The organism is Nocardioides sp. DN36 (genome assembly GCF_055380375.1).
The window spans coordinates 700,215-723,414 of the sequence record NZ_AP043823.1; the positions used below are offsets into that span (position 1 = coordinate 700,215).

Genomic DNA, 23,200 nt, shown 5'->3' on the forward strand with positions numbered 1-23,200 from the left:
AGGCGTCCCACAGGGGCATCGGGCGGCGGGCGCCGGTGCGGGTCAGGTGATGGTCATCCCGCCGTCCACCGCGAGCGTCTGGCCGGTGACGTAGCCCGCGGCGTCGGAGGCGAGGAAGACGACCGTGGCGGCCAGCTCGGCCGGGTCGCCCTTGCGGCCGACGGGGATCCGCGGGCCCTGGGACTCCAGGTAGCCGGGCGGGTACTGCTCGGTCATCTCGGACTCGAAGAAGCCCGGGGCGATCGCGTTGACCCGGATGCCCTTGCGACCGGTCCACTGCTGGGCGAGGTCGCGGGTCAGCCCGATCAGTCCGGCCTTCGACGCGGCGTACGCCGCCTGCGGCAGGCCGGCGGTGGTGAGGCCGAGGACGGAGGAGATGTTGATGATGCTCGAGCCCGGTCCCATCACCCGGCCGCAGGCCTGGGCCATCCAGTAGCAGCCGTTGAGGTTGACGTCGATGACCTGCCGGAACTGCTCCGGCGTCTCCTTCGTGGCGGGCACGGCGGTGCCGATGCCGGCGTTGTTCACCAGGATGTCGACCCGGCCGAACTCCTCCATGGCCAGGGCCACGAGGTTGGTGCACGAGTCGGGGTCGGCCACGTCGGTGGCCACCGTGAGTGCGCGGCGACCGGCGGCGTTCACCAGCTGCGCGGTGTCCTCGAGCCGGTCGGCGCGACGGGCGCCCAGCGCGAGGTCGGCACCCGCCTCCGCGAGGCCCCGGGCGAAGGCGACGCCCAGACCGCTGGAGGCACCGGTGACCACGGCCACCTTGCCGTCGAGTCGGAACAGGTCGGGGACACCTCTGTCGGTCATGCCGCGACTGTAGCCACCCGGAGGAGGTTCGGTACGATGGGTGCCATGCGGAGGATCCTGCTCCTTATCTAGCCGCGTCGACACGCACACATCGACGCGGCTGCCCCTCGTGCCCGAGGGGCTTTTTTGTGCCCGGAGCCAGATCACCGACCAGACGTGGGAGAGACGAGATGAGCGAGCAGGCAGCCAGCGCTGGAGACGAGCGTGTCGAGGACGCGCGCGACACCGACGAGCGCGCGACGTACGACGCCGCGGCGGCCGAGACGAAGTGGCGCGCGGTGTGGGACGACCTGCAGCCCTTCCGGGCCGACGACGACAGCCCGCGCGAGAAGAAGTACGCGCTCACGATGTTCCCGTACCCCAGCGGCGACCTGCACATGGGTCATGCCGAGGTGACGGCCCTGCACGACGTCATCGCCCGCTACTGGTGGCAGAAGGGCTACGAGGTCCTGAACCCGATGGGCTGGGACTCCTTCGGGCTGCCCGCGGAGAACGCCGCGATCCGCAACGACGCGCACCCCGCCGACTACACCTACGGCAACATCGCCACCCAGCTGGAGTCCTTCCAGCGGTACGGCGTGAGCTTCGACTGGTCGCGACGCTTCAACACCTCGGACCCGTCGTACTACAGGTGGACGCAGTGGCTGTTCCTGAAGTTCCACGAGAAGGGCCTGGCCTACCGCAAGAACAGCCCGGTCAACTGGTGCCCCAACGACCAGACCGTGCTGGCCAACGAGCAGGTCGTGGACGGCGCCTGTGAGCGCTGCGGCGCCGAGGTCACCAAGCGTGAGCTGACCCAGTGGTACTTCCGGACGACGGCGTACGCCCAGGAGCTGCTGGACTGCCTGGACGACCTGCAGCCCACCTGGTCGGACAAGGTCGTCAACGCGCAGCGCAACTGGATCGGACGCTCCGAGGGCGCCCACGTCGACTTCGTCGTCGAGGGCCGCGAGGAGCCGCTGACGGTCTACACGACGCGTCCCGACACGCTGTTCGGTGCGACGTTCATGGTCGTCGCGGCCGACGCGGCGCTGGCTGCCGAGCTGGTCACCGACGAGCAGCGGCCGGCGCTGGACGACTACCTGGTCGAGGTCCGCAAGGAGACCGAGATCAACCGGCTGTCGACCGACCGGCCCAAGACCGGAGTCTTCCTGGGCGTCCACGCCACCAACCCGCTGACCGGCACCCGGATCCCGGTGTACGCCGCGGACTACGTGCTGGCCGACTACGGCACCGGCGCGATCATGGCGGTGCCCGGGCAGGACCAGCGCGACTGGGACTTCGCCAAGGCGTTCGACCTGCCGATCGTGCGCACCGTCGCGCCGCCGGAGGACTGGGAGGGCGAGGCCTTCACCGGGGACGGGCCCGCGATCAACTCGGCCAACGACGAGATCGACCTGTCCGGCATGGGCGTGGCCGAGGCAAAGTCCACGACGATCGCCTACCTGGAGGGCAAGGGCCTGGGGCGGGGCACGGTCAACTTCCGGCTGCGCGACTGGCTGCTGTCGCGTCAGCGCTACTGGGGCGCACCGATCCCGATCATCCACTGCCCGGTCGACGGCGAGGTGCCCGTCCCCGAGGACCAGCTGCCCGTCGAGCTGCCCGAGCTGCGCGGTGCCGACCTGAAGCCCAAGGGCACCTCGCCACTGGGTGCGGCCACCGACTGGGTCGACGTCAGCTGCCCCAGGTGCGGCGGCCCGGCCACCCGCGACACCGACACCATGGACACCTTCGTGGACTCGTCCTGGTACTTCTTCCGCTACGTCTCGCCGCACGACGACACCCAGGCGTTCGACACCGCGCTGGCCGACGCGTGGGGACCGGTCGACCTGTACGTCGGCGGCGACGAGCACGCCGTGCTGCACCTGCTGTACGCGCGCTTCTTCACCAAGGCGCTGCGCGACATGGGCCTGGTGAGCTGGGACGAGCCGTTCTCGGCGTACCTGTCCCAGGGCAAGGTCATCAACAACGGCCGCAAGATGAGCAAGTCGCTGGGCAACGGCGTCAACCTGGGGGACCAACTCGCGGAGTTCGGGGTCGACGCCGTCCGCCTGACGCTGGTGTTCGCGAGCCCGCCGGAGGACAACATCGACTGGGCGGACGTCTCGCCCGGTGGGTCGGCGCGCTTCCTGCAGCGTGCTTGGCGACTGAGCGGCGACGTCACCAGCGCCCCCGGGGCCGACCCGGCCGGCGGCGACACGGCGCTGCGCAAGGTCACGCACAGGACGCTGCGCGATGCCGAGGTGCTGGTGGAGAGCCACCGGTTCAACGTCATGGTCGCGCGCACCATGGAGCTGGTGAACGCCACCCGCAAGGCGATCGACTCCGGCCCGGGTGGGGCCGACCCGGCGGTGCGCGAGGCCGTCGAGGCGGTGGCGATCCTGCTGTCGCTGGTGGCGCCGTACACCGCCGAGGAGATGTGGGAGCGGCTGGGACACCAGCCCACCGTCGCCCGCGTCGGCTGGCCGACCGTCGACCCGGCGCTGCTGGTCGAGGACGCCGTCACGGCGGTCGTCCAGATCCAGGGCAAGGTCAAGGCCCGCCTGGAGGTCTCGCCCGACATCAGCGAGGCCGACCTGGAGGCACTGGCGATGGCCGACGAGTCGGTGGTCCGCGCCATCGACGGTCGCCCCGTGCGCAAGGTGATCGTGCGCGCGCCGAAGCTGGTCAACGTCGTCGTCTGAGGCCTGTCACTCCTCGCGGAAACCCAGCACCGCGCGGGTCATCCGGTTGCGGGTGTCGAGCAGCTCGTCGAGAGCAGTGGTGAGGTCGTCGGCCGACACGGTGAGAGCCACGTCGGCCGACGACTCGCGATCCGCCGCGAGCACGGCCGCTCGCCTCAGGAGCTCCTTGAGGAACGACGCCGTGACACCGTCGGTGCGGTCGAGCACGTCGTCGAGACGGCCGAGGTCGACGTCGAGGGCGCCGCGGTAGAGCTCGACGAGGCGCCGGCGCGACTCGCGGTCCGGCAGGTCGACGTGCACCGCCTGGTCGACGCGGCCGGGACGTGAGGCCAGCGCCGGCTCGAGCAGGTCGGCCCGGTTGGTGGTGAGCAGGAAGACCACATCGGCATCCTCGTCGAGACCGTCCATCTCGTTGAGCAGCGTGAACAGCAGCGGTGTCTGGCCGCCGTAGTGGTCGCGCTCCTGGGCGATGAGGTCGACGTCCTCGACCACGATCATCGACGGCTGCAGGCTGCGAGCGATCGAGCACGCGTCCCGGATCGCGCCGAGGGTCTCCCCGGTGAGCTCCACGATCGTCGTTCCCACGAGCTCGCTCACGAGGTAGCGGACCGTGTGAGTCTTGCCCACTCCTGGTGGGCCGTACAGGAGCAGGCCTCGCTTGAGGTGCTGGCCGGCGGCACGGAGCCGGTCGCTGTTGCGCGCGACGCCGACGACCTGGCGGCGTACGTCGACGAAGGTGTCCACGGGCAGGATCAGGTCGTCGGCCGTCATGGTGGGCCGTTCGTGGAAGCGCAGCAGCGAGGAGCGCTCCCCGAAGGTGCTGTGGCCGAAGGAGACGACCTGTCCGCGGTAGACGTTCAGCTCGAGGGCGAGCTCGCGCAGCGCCGCCGTCGCCGCCGTCGCGAGGCCGTCCCGGTTGGCGACCGCCTCCACGGAGACCCCCCGCATGTCGCTCTCGGGGTCCGCGCCCCGGACCAGGAGGACGATCCGGTCCGGGCCCTCCTCGACGAGGACGAGCGCCGCCCGCAGGCATTCGCGGGTCTCGCCCGACGGTCCGCTGGGCAGGCTCGCTCGCGTGACGTTGCCGGGGCGCGGCCCGTGGACCTGCTCCGGGCCCGACCCCAGCAGGTCGGCCAGGCCGAACGGACCCCGGTGCCGGTAGCTCGTCAGCCCCACCAGCCGATGGCTGCGGCCGGGCTCGGCCAGCCACGCGTCGAGGCCGGCCTGCACGTTCACGTGCTCGTAGGCCGGCCAGTGCTCCTCGACGACGGGCAAGCCGTCCACGGGCATCCCCAGGTGGTCACCGATGAGGGTCCGACAGGTCGGCCGGTCCGCTGCTCGGGCGTCGCTCACGAAACGCCGCACGAGCATGCGGCCGTAGCGAGCGAGGTCGGCGAGCTCGGGGCCGGCTTCGTCGGGCGCTGCGGTGTGGCCGCTGACGTGGGTGAAGGATCCGTGGGCTGGCACAGGCACTCCTCGCATCGTGGTCCGCGCAGCGTACGGCGCCGGTGCCGCCCGGCGGGTAGCCTTCGCGCCATGCCGGCCGCGATCGTCACCGACTCGACCGCCATGCTTCCTGCGGAGCTCGCGGCGGAGCGCGGCATCACGGTGGTGCCCCTCCAGGTGGTCATCGGCGCCCAGGTGCTCGACGAGGGCGCCGACGGCGCGACCCCCGAGGTGGTGGCCGAGGCGTTGCGCGCCTTCAAGCCGGTCAGCACGTCACGGCCGTCGCCGGCGGTGCTGCTCGAGGCCTACGAAGCGGCCGCGCGGGCCGGTGCGACCGAGGTGCTCTCGATTCACCTCTCGGGGGAGATGAGCGGCACGTTCGAGTCGGCCCAGCTCGCCGCCCGCGAGGCGTCGGTGCGCGTCGTGGCTCTCGACAGCCGGCAGGTCGGGGTGGCCACCGGGTACGCCGTCCTCGCCGCGGCCGACGTGCTCGACGCCGGCGGGAGCGCGGACGAGGCGGTCGAGGCCGCCCGCGCCCGGGCCGAGGCGTCGTCGTCTCTGTTCTACGTCGACACCCTGGAGTACCTGCGCCGCGGAGGCCGGATCGGCGCCGCCGCCGCGCTGTTCGGCGGCGCGCTCTCGGTCAAGCCGCTGCTGCAGATCCAGGACGGCGTGGTGGCGACGCTGGAGAAGGTGCGCACCGCCGCCCGGGCGCTGGGCCGGCTGGAGGAGCTGGCCGCCCAGGCCGCCGGAGACGGGCCGGTCGACGTCTGCGTCGCCCACCTCGCCAGCCCCGACCGGGCCGCCCAGCTGACCGAGCACCTGTCGGCGCGCCTGGCCGCGAACCTCGAGGGCCGGGACGTCTGGTGCGGAGAGCTCGGCGCCGTCCTCGGGGCGCACGTGGGGCCGGGCATGCTCGCCGTGTGCGTGGCGCCGCGCGCCTGAGCCGTCCCGCCCTGGTCGTCACGCCCGGGGCCGGGCGGGGGCCGCCCGGGGTCCACAAGGGGCGCGCCGGTGCCGACTGTCCACAGCCCGCGACCCGTGGCAGCACGGGTGTCGGTCTCGCTGCCTAGCGTCGCTGCCATGCGCAACCGCCCGACGTCCGAGCACCAGGAAGCCGTCACCCGCCGGCTGGCCCTGCTGAGCGCCGAGCTCGCCTCGGTCCGCCCCCGGGTCGCCGAGGACCCGCAGGAGCCCGACGACTGGATGGCGCCCCACACCCGGCTGCCGACGGCGCGAACGCCGCCTGACGGGTCCGATCCCGCTCCTGGTCCTGTCGAGGAGGCGTCGGCTCCGCTCGTCCCGGTCCCCGGCCGCCACGCGTCGCGGCGGTCGCGGCGGCTGGTCCCCGTCGTCGTGCCGGAGACCCTCCGCGGCCGGGTGGCTCTCGGGCCCCCGCAGCTCGCGGTGCTGGCGATCCTGGTCGCGCTCGGGCTGGCCGTCACCTGCTGGTGGCTGGTCCGTGGCCGAGCCGCGGAGGTCGTCGCGCCGGCCCTGCCCAGCCCGGCGGCCGGGCTGGTGTCCGTCTCCCCGGCCGGGTCCCCGCAGGTCGCGGCCGGCTCCGCCTCCGGCGCCGCCTCCGGCGCCGCCTCGGCGTCGGCGGACGCCGCCGGCACGGCGGGCTCGGTGACCGTCGACGTGGCGGGCAAGGTGCGCCGGCCGGGGATCGCGGTCCTCGACGCAGGTGCCCGCGTGGTCGACGCGCTCGAGGCGGCCGGGGGAGCGCGGCCGGGGGTCGACCTCACGGGCCTCAACCTGGCGCGGCTGCTCGTCGACGGCGAGCAGATCGTGGTGGGGGTCGCCGCGCCGTCGGTGGCCCTCGGTTCCCCTGTGTCGTCGCCGGCGGTCCCGGGATCCCCGGGGGCGGCGCTGGTCAACCTCAACACCGCCACCCAGAGCGAGCTGGAGGCCCTGCCCGAGGTCGGGCCGGTGACCGCGCAGGCGATCGTGGCGTGGCGTGACGAGCACGGGGGCTTCACCGCGGTGGACGAGCTGCTCGAGGTCGACGGCATCGGTGACGCGACCCTCAGCCAGCTCGCGCCGTACGTCACCGTCTGACGTGGCGGGAGAGCCGGCGACCCGCCGGGTGCCGGACCTGCGGATGCCGGCGCTGGGCGCCACGGCCTGGCTGGGTGCCCTCCTGGCGCAGTGGATCCCCGGCCTCGGTGTGGTCGCGGTCGGTGTCGTGGTGCTGGGCGGACTCGCGGCCCTGCGACCTCGGGTCGACCAGCGGCGCTGGACGACCTCGGCCGGGATCGCCCTGGTCCTGGTGGCGGTGGCGTGGGTCGGGTCGGTGCGCCACGAGCAGGTCGCCCGCAGCCCGGTGGCCGGCCTGGCCCGCGAGGGCGCCGTCTCGACCGTCGAGGGCACGGTCACCACGGACCCTCGGGTGACGTCCGGGCGGTTCGGCCCGCAGGTGCTGGTGCGCCTCGAGGTGCACCGGGTGACGGGGCGGGGAGCGACGTACACCCTGGCCACGCCGGTGCTGGTCATCGCCGACCAGGCCTGGCAGCACGTGCCACTCGGCGCCACGGTCCGCACGTCGGGGCGGCTGTCCCCCTCGAGCGGGTCCGACCTGGCCGGGGTGCTGCTGGCCCGAGGGCGGCCGCAGACCCTGGCGCGACCGGACGTGTGGTGGCGCGCGTCCGGGGCGGTGCGGGCCTCGCTGCGTGCCTCGGTGGCCGAGCGACCACCGGAGCAGCGGGCCCTCGTCCCGGCCCTGGTCGACGGGGACGACACCGGTGTCGACGACGCGCTCGCCGAGGACTTCCGGACCACCGGGCTCACGCACCTGCTGGCCGTCTCCGGCACGAACCTGACGCTGGTCGTCGGGTTCCTGCTGGTGCTGTCCCGGTGGGTCGGGGTGCGCGGTCGGTGGCTCCACGTCGTGGGCGCCCTCGGGATCGTCGGCTTCGTGCTGCTGGCGCGGACCGAGCCCAGCGTCGTCCGGGCGGCGGCGATGGGCAGCGTGGGACTGCTGGCGATGGGCTCGAACGGTCGCGAGCGCGGCACCCGTGCCCTGGGAGTCGCGCTGGTGGTGCTGCTGCTCGCCGACCCCGGCCTGGCCACCTCGGTCGGCTTCGCGCTGTCGGTGCTGGCGACGGGTGGCATCCTGCTGCTCGCACCCGGGTGGCGTGACGCCCTGGCCCGCTGGATGCCGCGGTGGCTCGCGGAGGCCGTGGCCGTCCCTGCGGCGGCCCAGCTGGCCTGCACGCCCCTGGTCGCGGCGATCTCGGGCCAGGTGAGCCTGGTCGCGGTGGCGGCCAACCTCGTCGTGGCGCCGGTGGTGGGACCGGCCACGGTCCTCGGCCTGGCCGGTGGGCTGCTCGGGCTCGCCTGGGTGCCGCTGGGGCGGCTGGCCGGCACTTTGGCCGGGTGGTGCGTGGGCTGGGTGGTCCTCGTCGCCCGGCACGGCGCGGGGCTGCCCGGCGCGGCTCTCGACTGGGGTGCCGGTGTGCTCCCGCTCGTGCTGCTGACCGTCCTCACGGTGTGCCTGGCCCTGGTGGCCCCGCACCTCCTGGGGCGCCGCAGCACCGGGCTGGGCTGCTGCGCGGTGATGGTGGTCGGGGTGGTCGTCCCTCCGCCCACCCCCGGCTGGCCCCCCGACGGCTGGGTGATGGTCGCCTGCGACGTGGGTCAGGGCGACGCGCTGGTCCTCAACGCCGGCCCGCACGCGGGCGTGGTCGTCGACGCCGGCCCGGACCGGGGTGCCGTGGACACGTGCCTGCGCCGGCTGGAGGTGACCAGCGTGCCGCTGCTGGTGCTCACCCACTTCCACGCCGACCACGTCGACGGTGTCGAGGGGGTGCTCGACGGTCGTCGCGTCGGCGCCGTCGAGACCACGCGGCTGCTCGACCCGCCGGGCGGCGTACGCCTGGTGGACCGGGCCGCGGGTGAGCTGGGTGTCGTGGCGGCTCCGGCGCCGTACGCCGCCACCCGGACGGTCGGGGACGTGACCCTGCAGGTGCTGTGGCCGCCGGCCGACTCGCCCACGACCGGGCCGGGCGACGGCAGCACGGCCAACGAGTCGAGTGTGGTGCTGCTGGTCGAGGTGCGCGGCGTCCGGCTGCTGCTGCCCGGTGACGTCGAGCCCGAGGGGCAGGCGCGGCTGGCGGCGCTGCTGCCGGGCCTGCACGTCGACGTGCTGAAGGTGCCCCACCACGGCAGCCGCTACCAGGACCTGGACTTCCTGCTCTCCCTCGGCGCGCGGCTGGCGCTCGTCTCGGTCGGCGCCGACAACGACTACGGGCACCCGGCGGCCACCACGCTGGCGCCGCTGGCCGCCTCGGGCGCGCAGGTGCTGCGCACCGACCTCGACGGCGACCTGGCGGTCGTCGAGCGCGACGGACGCCTCCTCTCGGTCACGGGTGGCTGAGCACCCCGAACGCTGCGTCGGCGGCCTGTGGGAGGCTGTCCGCACCATGGCAGGCCCCTCTCAGATGCGCGCAGCAGACGTCCTCGCCCGGGTCACCCTCGTGACCGGCAAGGAGGAGTTCCTCAACGAGCGCACCGTCGCCGCGGTCCGCCGGGCGGTGCGTGAGCACGACCCGGACGCGGAGCTGTCGGAGACCGGGGCCGCCGACCTGACCCTGGCCACGCTGGGGGAGCTGGCCGCGCCGTCGCTGTTCTCCAGCGTCCGCTGCATCGTGGTCCGGGGCCTGGAGAACCTCCCCGACGAGTCGGTCGACGGGCTGCTTGCCTACGCCGCCGCACCCGCCGACGACGTGGCGCTGGTGCTCGTGCACGGTGGCGGCCCGAAGGGCAGCGGCGTGCTCACCAAGCTCCGCAAGCTGGGGCCGGTGACCGAGTCGAAGTCGGGAGACCTGAGGGCGTCGGAGTACCCCTCCTTCGTGGCCGCCGAGGTGCGCGCCCACGGGTCGCGGATCGACAACGAGGCGGCGGCCTTCCTGATCCAGGCCGTCGGCCAGGACCTGCGCTCGCTGGCGGCAGCGGCGCACCAGCTGACCAACGACTTCCCGGGCCAGCCGCTGGACGTCGGGCGCGTCAAGCAGTACTTCGGCGGCCGGGCCGAGGCGAAGTCGTTCGCGGTCGCGGACGCCGCGTTCTGGGGGCGCCGGGAGGCCGCCCTCGAGGAGCTGCGCTGGGCCCTGGACGCCGGGACCGCCCCGGTTCTGGTGACCTCGGCGTTCGCGGGCGGGGCGCGCGGGGTCGCCCGCTACAAGTCGGCGCCGCGAGGCATGCGCGACGTCGACCTGGCCCGCGAGGTCGGGGTGCCGCCGTGGAAGCTGCGCACCATCCGTGACCAGGCCCGCGGCTGGTCCGACGGCGGGATCGCCCATGCGATCCGGGCGGTCGCCCGCGCCGACGCCGACATCAAGGGCGCGGCCAGCGACGCGTCGTACACCCTCGAGCGGCTGGTGCTGACGATCACCGGTCTCCGCGACCACCGCTGACCCAGAGATAGTCCGGCACGTTTCGTACGCGTTCACGTACGAAACGTGCCGGACTATCTCTGGGGAACGCAGAAAGGCGCCGCCCCCGAGGGGACGGCGCCTGAGTGCGAGGGGCCTCAGAGAGAGGCGGCCTTCTTGGCGATCGCCGACTTGCGGTTGGCGGCCTGGTTCTTGTGGATGACGCCCTTGGAGACGGCCTTGTCGAGCTTGCGGGCGGCGTCGCGGCCGGCCGTGATCGCGACCTCCTTGTCACCGGCCTCGGCGGCCTCGCGGAACTTGCGCACGGCGGACTTCAGACCGGTCTTCACGGCCTTGTTGCGCTCGTGACGCTTCTCGTTCTGCTTGTTCCGCTTGATCTGGGACTTGATGTTCGCCACTACTGCGCCTTCGTCGTAGGTGTGGGATGTTGCTGAGCTCTTGGTGCTGTCGGCGCTCCAGCCAGGGTGCTGGCGCCAGACACGCGACGAGAAAGACTAGCAGCGGCGCGCTCGGCCGCCCAAATCGTGTGGTCGGCGGCGCTCATGCCCAGCCGCGCCGCTCGCAGAGCCACTCCCAGACGACCTCGCCCTGCCAGCGCTGGGCGTCCCGGACGTACGGCGAGGTCGGCGGCACCGGGTCCCCGGCGGACTTGAGGAAGTAGCCGGTGACCAGCGCCAGCACGATGTCGACGTGCTCGGCCGGGACGTCGCGGGTGAGCGGGTTCGCAGCCAGCACGGCCTCCACGTCGAGACCGTCCCCGCGGGGACCGATGAGCAGCAGCAGCGTGTCGAGCCACGCCGCGCCGCGGACCGGCCAGTTCCAGTCGCACATCAGGACCCGGCCGTCGACGGCGAGCAGGATGTTGTCGTCCCGGACATCGGTGTGCACCACGGTCGTCCCGCCGGTCACCTCGGCGAACCGGGCCGCCAGGGCCGCGGCCTCGTCGAGGTGCGCCAGGTCCGGGCGGCGCGTGCGGAGCACCTCCCAGTACGCCGGCCAGTCGGCGAACTCGGTCGCGAACTCGTCCAGCCCCAGCTGGGACGGCGCCGGCGTCAGCGAGGAGGCCACCTCCGCCAGCATCGTCAGCGCAGCCTCGAGGTCACCCTCGCGCCACGGGCGCCGGGGGCGGCGGGCGTCGACGTACTCCGTCCCGAGCACCACCCAGTCGTCGCCGTCGTGGGTCCACAGCAGCCTCGGCGCCGGCGCGGCGCCGGGCAGCGCCGCGAGCTTGCGGGCCTCCTCGCGGTAGGACTCCGCGAACGGGCGCTGGGCCTTGAGCGAGGCCGCCTTGACGAAGTGCCGGCCTCCGTCGGCACAGGTCAGGACGGAGGCGAACCCCGGCGTGAAGCCCGCGGTCTGCGAGTCGGCCGCGACCACCGGTGACCCGGTCCGGCGCTCGATCAGCGCGCGGACGTGCGGCGGCAGGTGCGCCCACTCGAGGCGCCGCGCGGTCCTGCCGTGGGGGATGGTCGTCGGGATCACCGGTCCATCCTTTCCCAGCGGCGCGACTCCCCGCGAACCGGGCGTCCCGGTGGTAGGACTGAGGACGTGCTGCGCTTCTTCGTCCTCGGGGTCCTCGTCGTGCTGGGTGCGCTGGCCACCCTCGCGGCCACGCTCGGCGACCCGGGGTGGTGGGGCCTGCTCGGGGTCCTCGTCCTGGTGCTGCTCGTCGGGATCCACGACGTGGTGCAGAAGAAGCACTCGATCCTGCGCAACTACCCGGTGCTGGGGCACCTGCGGTTCCTGCTCGAGGGGATCCGCCCCGAGCTGCAGCAGTACTTCATCGAGCGCAACTTCGACGGCCGCCCCTACGACCGGGACACGCGCTCCTCGATCTACCAGCGGGCCAAGGGGATCAAGGAGGAGCAGCCCTTCGGCACCGAGCGCGACCTGTACGCCGTCGGCTACGAGTACCTCGTCCACTCGACCGCCCCCGTGGACCCGATGGAGGAGCCACCCCGGGTCCGGATCGGCGGCCCGGCCTGCACGAAGCCCTACGACATGGCCCTGCTCAACGTGTCGGCGATGAGCTTCGGCTCGCTGTCGGCGCGCGCCGTCGAGGCGTTGAACCGCGGCGCGGCCAGGGGTGGGTTCGCGCACGACACGGGGGAGGGGGCGATCAGCCCCTACCACCGCAACGGCGGCGACCTGGTCTGGGAGATCGGCTCGGGCTACTTCGGTTGCCGCACGCAGGACGGGGGCTTCGACGAGCGTGAGTTCGCGGACAAGGCCGCCGACGACCAGGTGAAGATGGTCAGCCTCAAGCTCAGCCAGGGCGCGAAGCCCGGCATCGGGGGCGTGCTCCCCGGGGCCAAGGTGACCGAGGAGATCGCCCGGACCCGCGACGTCCCGCAGGGGCAGACGGTGATCTCGCCGGCGTACCACCGCGTCTTCTCCACCCCGCGCGAGCTGGTGCAGTTCATCGGCCACTTCCGGGAGCTCGCGGGCGGCAAGCCGGCCGGCTTCAAGCTGTGCCTCGGGTCGCGGGTGGACTTCCTCGCGATCTGCAAGGCGATGGTGGAGGAGGACGTCACGCCGGACTTCGTGATCGTCGACGGCGCCGAGGGCGGGACCGGCGCCGCCCCGCTGGAGTACGAGGACCACGTCGGGATGCCGCTGACCGAGGGGCTGATGACCGTGCACAACGCGCTGGTCGGCGCCGGCGTCCGCGACCGGGTGAAGGTCGGCGCGTCGGGCAAGGTGGCGACCGGCATCGACATCGTGAAGCGGGTGATCCAGGGCGCGGACTACACCAACGCCGCGCGGGCGATGATGATGGCGGTCGGCTGCATCCAGGCCCAGACCTGCCACACCAACACCTGCCCGGTCGGCGTCGCCACCCAGGACCCGCGGCGGCAGCGGGCGCTGGACGTCCCGGACAAGACCGAGCGGGTCGTGCGCTACCAGCAGGCCACCGTCGCCCAGGCGATGCAGGTGGTGGCCTCGATGGGACTGCACTCCTTCGACGAGCTGCGCCCGCACATGCTGCGGCGCCGCATCGACCACGGCACGATCCGCTCCTACGCCGAGATGTTCGAGCACCTCGCTCCCGGGCAGCTGCTGCGCGACCCGCCGGCATCGTGGGAACGGGACTGGGTACGAGCCGACCCGGACCGGTTCCAGCCCTGATCGAACTGTCCTGATCGACCCGCCCCGATCGACCCCTGACAGGAGCGCCATGACCACCGTTGCCGAACTGCTGATCGACGCGCTCGCCGAGCACGGGGTGACCCAGGTGTGGGGCGTGGTCGGCGACGCCCTCAACCCCGTCACCGACGCGATCCGCCGTGAGGACCGCATCGAGTGGGTGGGGGTGCGGCACGAGGAGGTGGGCGCGTTCGCCGCGAGCGCCCAGGCGCAGCTGACCGACCGGCTCGCGGTGTGCATGGGGACCGTGGGGCCAGGTGCGATCCACCTGCTCAACGGCCTGTACGACGCCAAGAAGTCGCACGCGCCGGTGCTCGCGATCTGCGGACAGGTGCCGCGCGAGGAGATGGGCAGCGAGTTCTTCCAGGAGGTCGACAACGACGTCCTGTTCGCCGACGTGGCCGTCTTCAACCGGACCGTCACCAGCGTCGACCAGCTGCCGCTGCTGATCGAACAGGCCGGCAACGCCGCGCTGCAGCAGCGTGGTGTCGCCGTGCTCACGCTGCCGGGCGACGTCGGCGGGCTCGACCTGCCCAAGGGCACGGCGGTCCCGCGGTTCGTCACCGACCTGCCCGCGGTGCCACCCACGCACGAGTCCCTCGCTGCGGCCGCGGCCGCCGTCAACGCTGCGGGGTCGGTCACCCTGCTGGTGGGCCAGGGTGCCCGTCATGCGCGGAGCGAGGTCCTCGAGCTGGCCGAGCGGCTGTCGGCGCCGATGGTGCTGACGCTCAAGGGCAAGGAGGGGCTCGAGGCGGACAACCCCTACGAGGTCGGCCAGTCCGGGCTGCTCGGCAACCACGCCAGCGCGGTCGCCTTCGAGGGCTGCGACGTGCTGGTCATGGTCGGGACCGACTTCCCCTACAAGGAGTTCTTCCCGAAGGGCAAGGTCGTCGTCCAGCTCGACGTCGACGGCGCCCACATCGGCCGGCGTACCCCGGTGGACCACGCGGTCGTCGGGGACGCCCGCCTCGCGCTGCAGGCCCTGGTCCCCCTGCTGGAACCGAAGCGAGACCGCGGCCACCTTGACAAGGCGCGGTCGTCGTACGACTCCTGGCGCGAGCGGCAGCAGCACTTCGTCGACCCGGACTACGACCGCAAGCCCAAGGGCCTGCTGCGCCGCAAGGTCGACAACCCCGAGTCGCGGATCCGTCCCGAGCTGCTGGCCGAGATGGTGAACCGGTACGCCGCGGACGACGCGGTGTTCACCTCCGACACCGGGATGGCCACGACCTGGCTGGCGAGGTACGTCCGGATGACCGGGACCCGTCGTCTCATCGGCTCCTACAACCTCGGGTCGATGGCCAACGCGATGCCGATGGCTCTCGGGGCGGCGGGCCTGGACCGGTCGCGCCAGGCCGTGGCGTTCTGCGGCGACGGCGGCCTGTCGATGTTGATGGGCGACCTGATCACCGCGGTCTCCCACGACCTGCCGGTCAAGCTGGTGGTCTTCGACAACGGCCGGCTCGGGATGGTCAAGCTCGAGATGGAGCAGGTGGGCCTGCCGGAGTTCGGGACGGTCCTGCACAACCCCGACTTCGCGCGCGTCGCCGAGGCGGTGGGGCTGCGCGGGATCCGGGTCGAGGACCCGCACGACGTCGAGGCGGCCGTCCGGGAGGCCTTCGCGCACGACGGCCCGGTGCTGCTGGACGTGCTCACCAACCCCGACGAGATCGCCGTGCCTCCCAAGCCGACGCTGCAGCAGGGCTGGGGCTTCGCCATCGCCAAGACCCGGGAGTTCGTGGACTCGCCCGAGTGAATGGAAGAATGGGCGCCGTCCATCCCTTCCTCGACGAGAGCAGTTCGTGGCCACCTCAGCGACCGCGCCCCGACCGGGCCACACCGATCCCGCGATCATCCGCAACTTCTGCATCATCGCGCACATCGACCACGGCAAGTCCACGCTCGCCGACCGGATGCTGCAGCTGACCGGAGTGGTCGACGAGCGGGCTGCCCGTGCGCAGTACCTCGACCGCATGGACATCGAGCGCGAGCGCGGCATCACGATCAAGAGCCAGGCCGTGCGGATGCCGTGGACGGTGCCCGCGGACAACGACCAGGGCGCCGAGCCCGGCACCTACGTCCTCAACATGATCGACACGCCCGGCCACGTCGACTTCACCTACGAGGTGTCCCGGTCGCTGGAGGCCTGCGAGGCCGCGATCCTGCTCGTCGACGCCGCGCAGGGCATCGAGGCCCAGACCCTGGCCAACCTCTACCTGGCGATGAACGCCGACCTGCACATCATCCCGGTGCTCAACAAGATCGACCTGCCCAGCGCCAACCCCGAGAAGTACGCCGCGGAGCTCGCCGGCCTGATCGGCTGTGACCCCTCCGAGGTGCTGCAGACCAGCGCCAAGACCGGCCTGGGCGTCGAGGCGCTGCTCAACGAGATCGTCAAGCAGACCCCGCCTCCGGTCGGAGACGCCGACGCCCCGGCCCGCGCACTGATCTTCGACTCCGTCTACGACACCTACCGCGGCGTGGTCACCTACGTCCGGGTGGTCGACGGCAAGCTCACCCACCGCGACCGGATCAAGATGATGTCGACCGGCGCGGTGCACGAGATGCTCGAGGTGGGCGTGATCAGCCCCGAGCCGGTCAAGGCCGGCGAGATCGGCGTGGGCGAGGTGGGCTACCTGATCACCGGCGTGAAGGACGTCCGCCAGTCCCGTGTGGGTGACACCGTCACCGCCCAGCACGGCGGGGCGACCAAGCCGCTGGGCGGCTACAAGCACCCCAACCCGATGGTCTACTCGGGTCTCTACCCGATCGACGGCGACGACTACCCGACGCTGCGCGACGCGCTCGAGCGCCTCCAGCTCAACGACGCGGCCCTGACCTTCGAGCCGGAGACCTCCGGGGCGCTGGGCTTCGGCTTCCGCTGCGGCTTCCTGGGCCTGCTGCACATGGAGATCACCCGCGACCGACTCGAGCGGGAGTTCAACCTCGACCTGATCTCGACCGCGCCGAACGTGGTCTACGAGGTGTCGATGGAGGACGGCACCGTGCACACGGTGACCAACCCCAGCGAGTACCCCGAGGGCAAGATCGCCGAGGTCCGCGAGCCGGTCGTGAAGGCGACGATCCTCGCGCCCGCCGACTTCATCGGCACGATCATGGAGCTCTGCCAGCTCAAGCGCGGCCAGCTGCAGGGCATGGACTACCTCTCCGAGGACCGCGTGGAGATGCGCTACACCCTCCCGATGGGCGAGATCGTCTTCGACTTCTTCGACCAGCTGAAGTCACGCACCAAGGGTTACGCCTCGCTCGACTACGAGCGCTCGGGTGAGCAGGCCGCCGACCTGGTGAAGGTCGACATCCTGCTCCAGGGCGAGCCGGTCGACGCCTTCAGCGCGATCCTGCACCGCGACGCGGCGTACTCCTACGGCGTGATGATGGCCGGCAAGCTCAAGGAGCTGATCCCGCGCCAGCAGTTCGAGGTGCCGATCCAGGCCGCCATCGGCGCCCGGGTGATCGCCCGCGAGAACATCCGCGCCATCCGCAAGGACGTGCTGGCCAAGTGCTACGGCGGTGACATCAGCCGCAAGCGCAAGCTGCTGGAGAAGCAGAAGGCCGGCAAGAAGCGGATGAAGAACATCGGTTCGGTCGAGGTCCCGCCCGAGGCATTCGTCGCCGCGCTCTCCAACGCCCCCACCGCCGACAAGCCCGGCAAGAAGTAACCTCGCGCGACGTGATGCAGATCCGGCCCGTCGAGGGGGACGAGGAGTGGGGCGTCGTGGCCTGGCTGTGGCAGGACTTCCGCCACGACCTGGCTCCGGTCGTGCACGGCTTCCCGTACGCCGACGGCCGCTACCGGCACGAGTGGCTCGACGAGTACCCGGGTCAGGGACGGGTCGGCTACCTGGCCTGGCAGCCGCACCCCAACACCGGCGAGCCGGCGCCGGTCGCGTTCGCGCTGGTCAAGGGCCTGGACACCGACTGCCACGAGCTGGCGGCGTTCTTCGTCGTGCCGGCGGCCCGCAGGGACGGCCTGGGCAGGCGGCTGGCCGGTGAGGTCCTGGCTCGGCACCAGGGGACGTGGGCGATCGCGTTCCAGGAGGACAACCTCGCAGCCGGGAAGTTCTGGCGCCGGGTGGCCGACGATGCCTTCGACGGCTGGACGGAGGAGGCGCGGCCCGTGCCGGACAAGCCCGAGGTACCGCCGGACCACTGGATCACGGGGACGACTTCCGGGTCGTGACCGGGGGCAGGCCCGAGGTTTCGCCGGCCTGCCGCCCGGGTAACCCACGGACGCCGGTCCAGTCCAGGAGCGGCAGGGAACGGGGGATGTGATGGCGGACGACGTGAAGGTGTCCTGGCAGGGCATGGAGCAGCTGGTCTCGCTCACCAACGAGCAGTACCTCAACCTGTCGGAGGCATCCGGGTTCATGTGTTCGGGGCAGCTGGCGAACACAGGTGCATTCAGCGGCTTCCTGAGCCTCTTCCGGGGCAGCTACCAGGAGGCCCTCGACACGGTGACGGCCAGCCTCGACGACGCGATGACGGCGGCCAAGGCGCTGTCGGAACGCATCGGCGACGTCCGTGACGACCTGCGCCACACCGACCGCGGTGTCGAGGTCGTCCACGCTCGGCTCGAGGCGCTGGTCGAGTGCCAGGGGTACTCACCGGGTGACGGTGGGGGCGACGTCCCGCAGCTGCCTGACAACCTGGTCAGCCTCAACAACCAGCTGGACATCGACACGCCCATGAGTGGCCCGGCCGTCCCCGACTTCGTGCACGACCACGCCGCGTCGACGCCGGCGGCTCCCCTGGACCTCGTCGACAACACGCTGAGCCTGATGGACGACGCCAACGGGATGGGTGACGGCCTCGATCACGCGGACGACGCCGACGAGTACATCCACCAGCACGGAGGCCGTCGATGACCGCGCTCACCGTGCACCTCGTCGACCCGACGACGACCTTCACGCCGAGCACGGCGGGCGGGGAAGGCCCCCTGATCGACGAGCTGCGCGACAACTGCGGCTTCGTGATCCAGGGCATCGACTGGGTGCTGCGCCAGGTCGGCATCGACCTGATCGCCGCCATCTTCGACCCCATCGCCGGGGACTACGACGCGGTCGATGCGATGGCGTCCAACTGGGGCGTCCTGGGTGCCGGGCTCGGGCAGATCGGTGACAACTACACCGCGTTGACGGGAGCCGTGTCCCAGGTGTGGACCGGTCAGGCCGCCACCGCCGCCACCGGGAAGCTGGGCGACTTCGCCGGCGGGTTCGCCACCCAGGCCGAGGGGGCACGACTCGTCTCGACCGCGATGCAGGACATGCTCGTCGCCACCAAGGCGGTGGTCGAGCTGATCGCCGACACGCTCTCGATGGTCGACGACCTGGTGGTCTGGCTGCTCAGCAGCTGGCTGCGTGCCGCGAAGGAGCTCGCGACCGGTGGCGAGACGATCCGCAAGATCGTCGGCCTCGTGAACCGCGCCATCGATGCCGTGCGGACGCTGAAGGACGTCGTCCCGCCGCTGCTCCAGGCCTGCGCCCTGATGTCGGCGATGATGAAGGCGCTCGACACGGTGTTCCTGGTCGGCAACGTCGCGGCCAACGCCAACAGTGGCAGCAAGGCCGACGACATCGCACAGGCGGGGTTCTGAGGTGGCCGGGCACGGACCCGAGGCCGAGCTGGCCGAGCTGCGCACCGTCGTCCTCCGAGCCCGCGAGCAGGCCATGCAGGTGACGCTCGCGGCACAGCGGGCGCGCGCTGCCCTCCAGGCCGAGCGGGACCGTCTGAGGCAGGAGCGCGAGGACAGCGAGAAGGCGCTGCGCGACGACCTGCGCGCAGGCGGCCTCGACCCGGGGAGCCGGCAGCTCGCCGAGCGCCTGGAGCGTGGGGAGACCAGCTGGCAATCGGTGCTGAGCGGCCAGGACGAGGATCGCTCGTCGTCGCAGTTCCGCGAGTCGGTCGGGGAACGCACCCGCGCGATCGTGGCGGAGCTGCGCGAGCAGGACCCGGAGTTCAGGCGGGCGCACGACACCGCGCTGGAGCAGGCCGGCATCGACGGGAGGACAGAGGAATGACCGGGTCGCAGGTGACCGAGGCCGACCCCCACCCCCCGTTCAAGGAGGCGTTCGCGGGCGCCTGGCGAGGGTCCTCGACGGGGACCGTCCGGTACGCCGGGTACGCCTTCGCTGCGTTGTTCATGCTGGGCGTGCACCTCGCCCTGTTCATCGTCGCGGACAGCGCCTGGTCGCTGCTCGCCGTCCCCACGCTGCCCGCCGCGGCGTACTTCATCCTGGCCGGCTGGGTGTACGGCCGGGTCTCGTGGCGCGTGCTCGGGCTGCTGCTGTTCGTGCTCGGGGCCATGGTGCCCTTCTACCTGATGTGACCGCGTCTGCGAGTCAGGGAACCTCCCGGTGAGCGAGAGGCCGAGCAGACCCTCGGCAGGACAGCGACCGTCCCCGCGCGATGCGCTGGTCGTCGCCGCGGACCTCGTGCCGTTCCAGGTGCTGTGAACCCGCCTGATGTGATGGGGGAGTGACCATCCCCCTCCAGCTGCCGGCCGGAGTCCTGGCCTTCGCGGGGCGCGGGCCCGGCTGGGCCGCATTCGTGGACCACCTCCCCGGCCTCGTCCGGGACCTCCTCGCCGAGTGGGAGCTCACGCCGGACGGCGCCCCGACCCACGGGTACTGCGCCCTCGTCCTGCCGGTCCTGGCCGGCGGCGAGCCCGCCGTGCTCAAGGTCGGTTTCCCCGACGACGAGTCCGAGCACGAGCACCTCGCCCTGCAGCGCTGGGGCGGGAGCGGCGCCGTACGCCTGCTCCGGGCGGACCCCCGGCGGCGCGCCCTGCTGCTCGAGCGTCTGCACACCCAGGACCTCGGGGATGCGTGGGACCTCGACGCGTGCGAGGTCGTGGCCGGGCTGTACGGCCGACTGCACGTCCCGGCGCCGCCCCAGCTGCGCACGCTGACGTCGTACGTCGAGCGGTGGAACGCCGGGCTCGCGGCGCTCCCGCGCAACGCGCCCGTGCCGCGCCGTCTCGTGGAGCAGGCCATCGCCCTCGGGCGCGACCTCGCCGCGGACCCCGCCAGCACCGGCACGATGATCCACACCGACCTGCACTACGCGAACGTCCTGGCCTCGGACCGCGACGGCTGGCTGGCGATCGACCCGAAGCCGGTCAGTGGCGACCCGCACTACGAACCGGCTCCGATGCTGTGGAACCGCTGGGACGAGGTGACCGCCGCCGCGAGCGTGCGTGCGGCCGTGCGGTCCCGGTTCCACGCGCTCGTCGACGCTGCCATGCTCGACGAGGACCGGGCCCGGGCGTGGGTGGTCGTCCGCATGCTGCACAACGCGTCGTGGCGCCTGGCCGACGCTCCCGGGACCGAGCGACAGATGTCGGACGCCGACTACCTGACCATGTGCATCGCGATCGCCAAGGCAGTGCAGGACTGACCTGCCGCTCCGTCGCCACTGACTGTGATGGGATGACGGTCGAGCACCGGCGACAGGAGATGTGGTGGCGGACGCCCCGTTCGGCCGCTACTGGGCGGCGGCGACGATCAGCTCGTTCGGCACTGCGGTCACAACGGTGGCGATGCCGGTGCTGGTGATCCAGGAGCTGCACGCATCGTCGTTCTCGGTGGGTGTCGTCAACGGCGCGCAGTACGTCCCCTACGCGGTGCTGGGACTCGTTGCCGGGGTGTACGCCGATCGCTGGCCGCGGCAGCGCATCCTGGTGTGGAGCAGCTTGGGACGAGCGGCGGCGCTCGGGGCGTTGCCGGTGCTGTGGGCCTTCGACGCCTTGGAGGTGTGGACGCTGGTCGTGCTGCTGTTGGCGTTCGGCGCCTTCTCGGTGTTCGCCTTCGCTGCTACCCAGTCGCTGCTACCGCGCTTGGTTCCTCGCGACCGGCTGGTCCCGGCGAACGCCCGGCTCGACCAGAGCGACGCTGCAGCGCAGACACTCGGACCAGCACTCGGTGGGGGTCTGGTCGGTGTGCTCGGTGCGCCCGTCGCCATCGCGGTCGATGCGGTCAGCTACCTCGTCGACGCCGCGCTCAATGCCGGACTCCGGGTCGACGAGTCGTCTGCCCGTCACCCAGTGCAGCGGCACCTGGGACGGGAGATCCGGGAGGGGCTGAGCTGGACCTACCGTCACCCGACTCTGGCGCCACTGGCGGTGTCGACGCATGTCTGGTTCGTCGCCCACGCAGCAGGCTTCACGGCACTGACGGTCGTCGCGCTGCGCGTGATGGGTCTGTCGGCGCTGGTGTTCGGACTGCTGGTCGCCGCTGGTGGCCTCGCCACTCTCGTCGGCGCCACGATCGCGCCGGTCGTCGGACTCCGGCTCGGCACCGGACGTGCGATCGTCGCGACGCGATCGGTGTACCCCGTCGGTTGGGTCCTGGTCGCTGTGGCGCCGGCCGTCCCCGCTGGCGTGGTGCTGCTCGGCGGGGCGTTGGTCCTGCAGGGTCTTGCCATGGGCGTCGAGAACGCTAACGACACCGGGTACTGGCAGACCGTCACCCCCGATGGGTTGCTCGGGAGGGCCAATGCCACCAGACGCTCGGTGAACCGCTCGGCGGGCGCACTCGGCGCCGTCCTCGGCGGGACGGCCCTGACCGTGCTCAACGAGGGGTTGGCCCTGCTGTGCGTGGCCGCCTTGTCCGTGGCGTCAGCGGTGATCGTCGGCCGGTCCCGTCTCCGGGCGGTGCGCATCACCTGATCGCGGACTGCCCGACGACTCGACCTGTCCGGGACCGGACGACGGTTAGGGTGCCGCTCGATGGAACTCGGACTCGGGCGCCTGATCGACCCGCGCCTCCTGGCGCTCGTCGGGGAGTCGCGCGCCTTCTACGCGAACCGGCCGGCTCGGCGTGGGCCTGCAAGCCGGGAGGAGCTCCGCGCCGTCCGGGCCGGCCTCGCCGCCCCGGCTGCCGCCCAGCCTCCGACGATCGCTGAGCTCGTCACCGTCGGTCCGCGCAGCGTGCCGTTGCGGATCCACACCCCTGCGGACCGACGTCCGGTGGGCATCCTCCTGGAGATCCACGGTGGTGGTTTCTACCTGGGGTCGGCCGCTGGCAGCGACCTCCGCAACCGCCAGCTCTCGGACGCCCTCGGCGTGGTCGTCGCCAGCGTGGAATACCGGCTGGCCCCCGAGCACCCGTGGCCAGCGGCCCCCGAGGACTGCGAGACCGCGGCGCTGTGGCTCGTCGAGAACGCGCAGGCACGCTTCGGGACGACCAGGCTCGCGATCACCGGATTCTCGGCCGGCGCGACGTTGGCCGTCACCACGGTCCTGCGGCTGCGCGACCGGGGGATCTCCGCGATCGACGCCGCCGTGCTGCAGTTCGGGACCTACGACCTCAGCGCGCAGACGCCTGCCGGCCGCCTGATCGCAGACGAGTACTTCCTCACCGCCTACGCCGGCACGGCCGCCGACCGGACGCATCCCGATCTCTCCCCGATCTACGCCGACCTCACGGGCCTCCCGCCGGTCCTCGTCGTCGTCGGAGAGGACGACATCCTGCTGCAGGACAACTTGGCCATGGCCGCGCGCCTCGCTGCGGTCCGCGGTGACGTCGACGTCCGGGTCTACCCTGCGTCCCCGCACGGGTTCACGGGCCATCCCACCGCGATGGCGCGGGCCGCGCTGGACGACATCGAGCGATGGCTCGAGGCACACCTCGGGCATCCGTAGCCGCCCGCAGGGTGTCGGGATGGCCGGTGGGTTCATGCCGAGAGGCCCGGAGCTGC

General features: G+C 72.3%; 20 protein-coding genes. 16 read left to right on the top strand and 4 right to left on the bottom strand.

Annotated features, from left to right (window positions below):
* Positions 1-42: 42 nt before the first annotated feature.
* The gene (locus ACZ43H_RS04275; protein WP_464588028.1) at positions 43-813 is read right to left on the bottom strand and encodes an SDR family NAD(P)-dependent oxidoreductase; all 771 of its coding nucleotides are present in this window, start codon (positions 811-813) and stop codon (positions 43-45) included.
* A 170-nt stretch (positions 814-983) separates the two neighbouring features.
* Between ACZ43H_RS04275 and leuS the strand changes: the two genes are divergently transcribed.
* Positions 984-3,497, top strand: coding sequence for a leucine--tRNA ligase (gene leuS / locus ACZ43H_RS04280; protein ID WP_464588029.1), 2,514 nt, complete (start codon positions 984-986; stop codon positions 3,495-3,497).
* Between the two features lie 6 nt (positions 3,498-3,503).
* Here leuS and ACZ43H_RS04285 read toward each other — a convergent pair whose 3' ends face one another.
* A complete protein-coding gene (locus tag ACZ43H_RS04285) occupies positions 3,504-4,964 on the bottom strand; it encodes an AAA family ATPase (protein WP_464588031.1) in 1,461 nt (486 codons plus the stop codon).
* A 69-nt stretch (positions 4,965-5,033) separates the two neighbouring features.
* Here ACZ43H_RS04285 and ACZ43H_RS04290 point away from each other — a divergent pair, with 69 nt between their 5' ends.
* The 4 genes from ACZ43H_RS04290 to holA all read left to right on the top strand — a co-directional run bounded on the left by ACZ43H_RS04290 (position 5,034) and on the right by holA (position 10,357).
* Positions 5,034-5,888 carry a DegV family protein gene (locus ACZ43H_RS04290; protein ID WP_464588033.1) on the top strand — a complete coding sequence of 285 codons (855 nt, stop codon included), beginning with the start codon at positions 5,034-5,036 and terminating at the stop codon, positions 5,886-5,888.
* Positions 5,889-6,026: 138 nt separating this feature from the next.
* Positions 6,027-7,001 carry a ComEA family DNA-binding protein gene (locus tag ACZ43H_RS04295; RefSeq protein WP_464588034.1) on the top strand — a complete coding sequence of 325 codons (975 nt, stop codon included), beginning with the start codon at positions 6,027-6,029 and terminating at the stop codon, positions 6,999-7,001.
* Between the two features lies 1 nt (position 7,002).
* A complete protein-coding gene (locus tag ACZ43H_RS04300; protein ID WP_464588035.1) occupies positions 7,003-9,318 on the top strand; it encodes a ComEC/Rec2 family competence protein in 2,316 nt (771 codons plus the stop codon).
* A gap of 46 nt (positions 9,319-9,364) precedes the next feature.
* Complete coding sequence (gene holA / locus ACZ43H_RS04305) at positions 9,365-10,357, top strand: DNA polymerase III subunit delta (protein ID WP_464588036.1); 993 nt, start codon at positions 9,365-9,367, stop codon at positions 10,355-10,357.
* 116 nt (positions 10,358-10,473) lie between these two features.
* On the opposite strand, the gene rpsT is transcribed toward holA, so the two are convergent.
* Entirely contained in the window at positions 10,474-10,734 is a 261-nt protein-coding gene (rpsT, locus tag ACZ43H_RS04310) for a 30S ribosomal protein S20 (protein WP_464588037.1), read from the bottom strand.
* Between the two features lie 142 nt (positions 10,735-10,876).
* Positions 10,877-11,818, bottom strand: coding sequence for a phosphotransferase (locus ACZ43H_RS04315; protein ID WP_464588039.1), 942 nt, complete (start codon positions 11,816-11,818; stop codon positions 10,877-10,879).
* 66 nt (positions 11,819-11,884) lie between these two features.
* Between ACZ43H_RS04315 and ACZ43H_RS04320 the strand changes: the two genes are divergently transcribed.
* From ACZ43H_RS04320 to ACZ43H_RS04370, 11 genes are all read left to right on the top strand, one after another.
* Complete coding sequence (locus tag ACZ43H_RS04320; protein ID WP_464588041.1) at positions 11,885-13,465, top strand: FMN-binding glutamate synthase family protein; 1,581 nt, start codon at positions 11,885-11,887, stop codon at positions 13,463-13,465.
* Between the two features lie 49 nt (positions 13,466-13,514).
* Positions 13,515-15,239 (top strand): thiamine pyrophosphate-dependent enzyme, encoded by a 1,725-nt coding sequence (locus tag ACZ43H_RS04325; protein WP_464588042.1) that lies wholly within the window; start codon positions 13,515-13,517, stop codon positions 15,237-15,239.
* 46 nt (positions 15,240-15,285) lie between these two features.
* Complete coding sequence (lepA, locus tag ACZ43H_RS04330; protein ID WP_464588044.1) at positions 15,286-17,163, top strand: translation elongation factor 4; 1,878 nt, start codon at positions 15,286-15,288, stop codon at positions 17,161-17,163.
* A 14-nt stretch (positions 17,164-17,177) separates the two neighbouring features.
* Complete coding sequence (locus tag ACZ43H_RS04335; protein ID WP_464590729.1) at positions 17,178-17,684, top strand: GNAT family N-acetyltransferase; 507 nt, start codon at positions 17,178-17,180, stop codon at positions 17,682-17,684.
* Between the two features lie 91 nt (positions 17,685-17,775).
* Positions 17,776-18,369 (top strand): hypothetical protein, encoded by a 594-nt coding sequence (locus ACZ43H_RS04340; RefSeq protein ID WP_464588046.1) that lies wholly within the window; start codon positions 17,776-17,778, stop codon positions 18,367-18,369.
* A complete protein-coding gene (locus ACZ43H_RS04345; RefSeq protein WP_464588048.1) occupies positions 18,366-19,097 on the top strand; it encodes a WXG100 family type VII secretion target in 732 nt (243 codons plus the stop codon). Before ACZ43H_RS04340 ends, ACZ43H_RS04345 begins: the two co-directional genes overlap by 4 nt.
* A 1-nt stretch (position 19,098) precedes the next feature.
* Entirely contained in the window at positions 19,099-19,521 is a 423-nt protein-coding gene (locus ACZ43H_RS04350; RefSeq protein WP_464588050.1) for a hypothetical protein, read from the top strand.
* On the top strand, positions 19,518-19,829 hold the full coding sequence (locus ACZ43H_RS04355; protein WP_464588052.1) for a hypothetical protein: 312 nt from the start codon (positions 19,518-19,520) through the stop codon (positions 19,827-19,829). Before ACZ43H_RS04350 ends, ACZ43H_RS04355 begins: the two co-directional genes overlap by 4 nt.
* A 149-nt stretch (positions 19,830-19,978) precedes the next feature.
* Positions 19,979-20,899 (top strand): aminoglycoside phosphotransferase family protein, encoded by a 921-nt coding sequence (locus tag ACZ43H_RS04360; protein ID WP_464588053.1) that lies wholly within the window; start codon positions 19,979-19,981, stop codon positions 20,897-20,899.
* A 64-nt stretch (positions 20,900-20,963) separates the two neighbouring features.
* Entirely contained in the window at positions 20,964-22,169 is a 1,206-nt protein-coding gene (locus ACZ43H_RS04365) for an MFS transporter (protein ID WP_464588055.1), read from the top strand.
* Between the two features lie 60 nt (positions 22,170-22,229).
* Positions 22,230-23,144, top strand: a complete 915-nt coding sequence (locus ACZ43H_RS04370; RefSeq protein ID WP_464588057.1) for an alpha/beta hydrolase — start codon at positions 22,230-22,232, stop codon at positions 23,142-23,144.
* Positions 23,145-23,200: the final 56 nt, after the last annotated feature.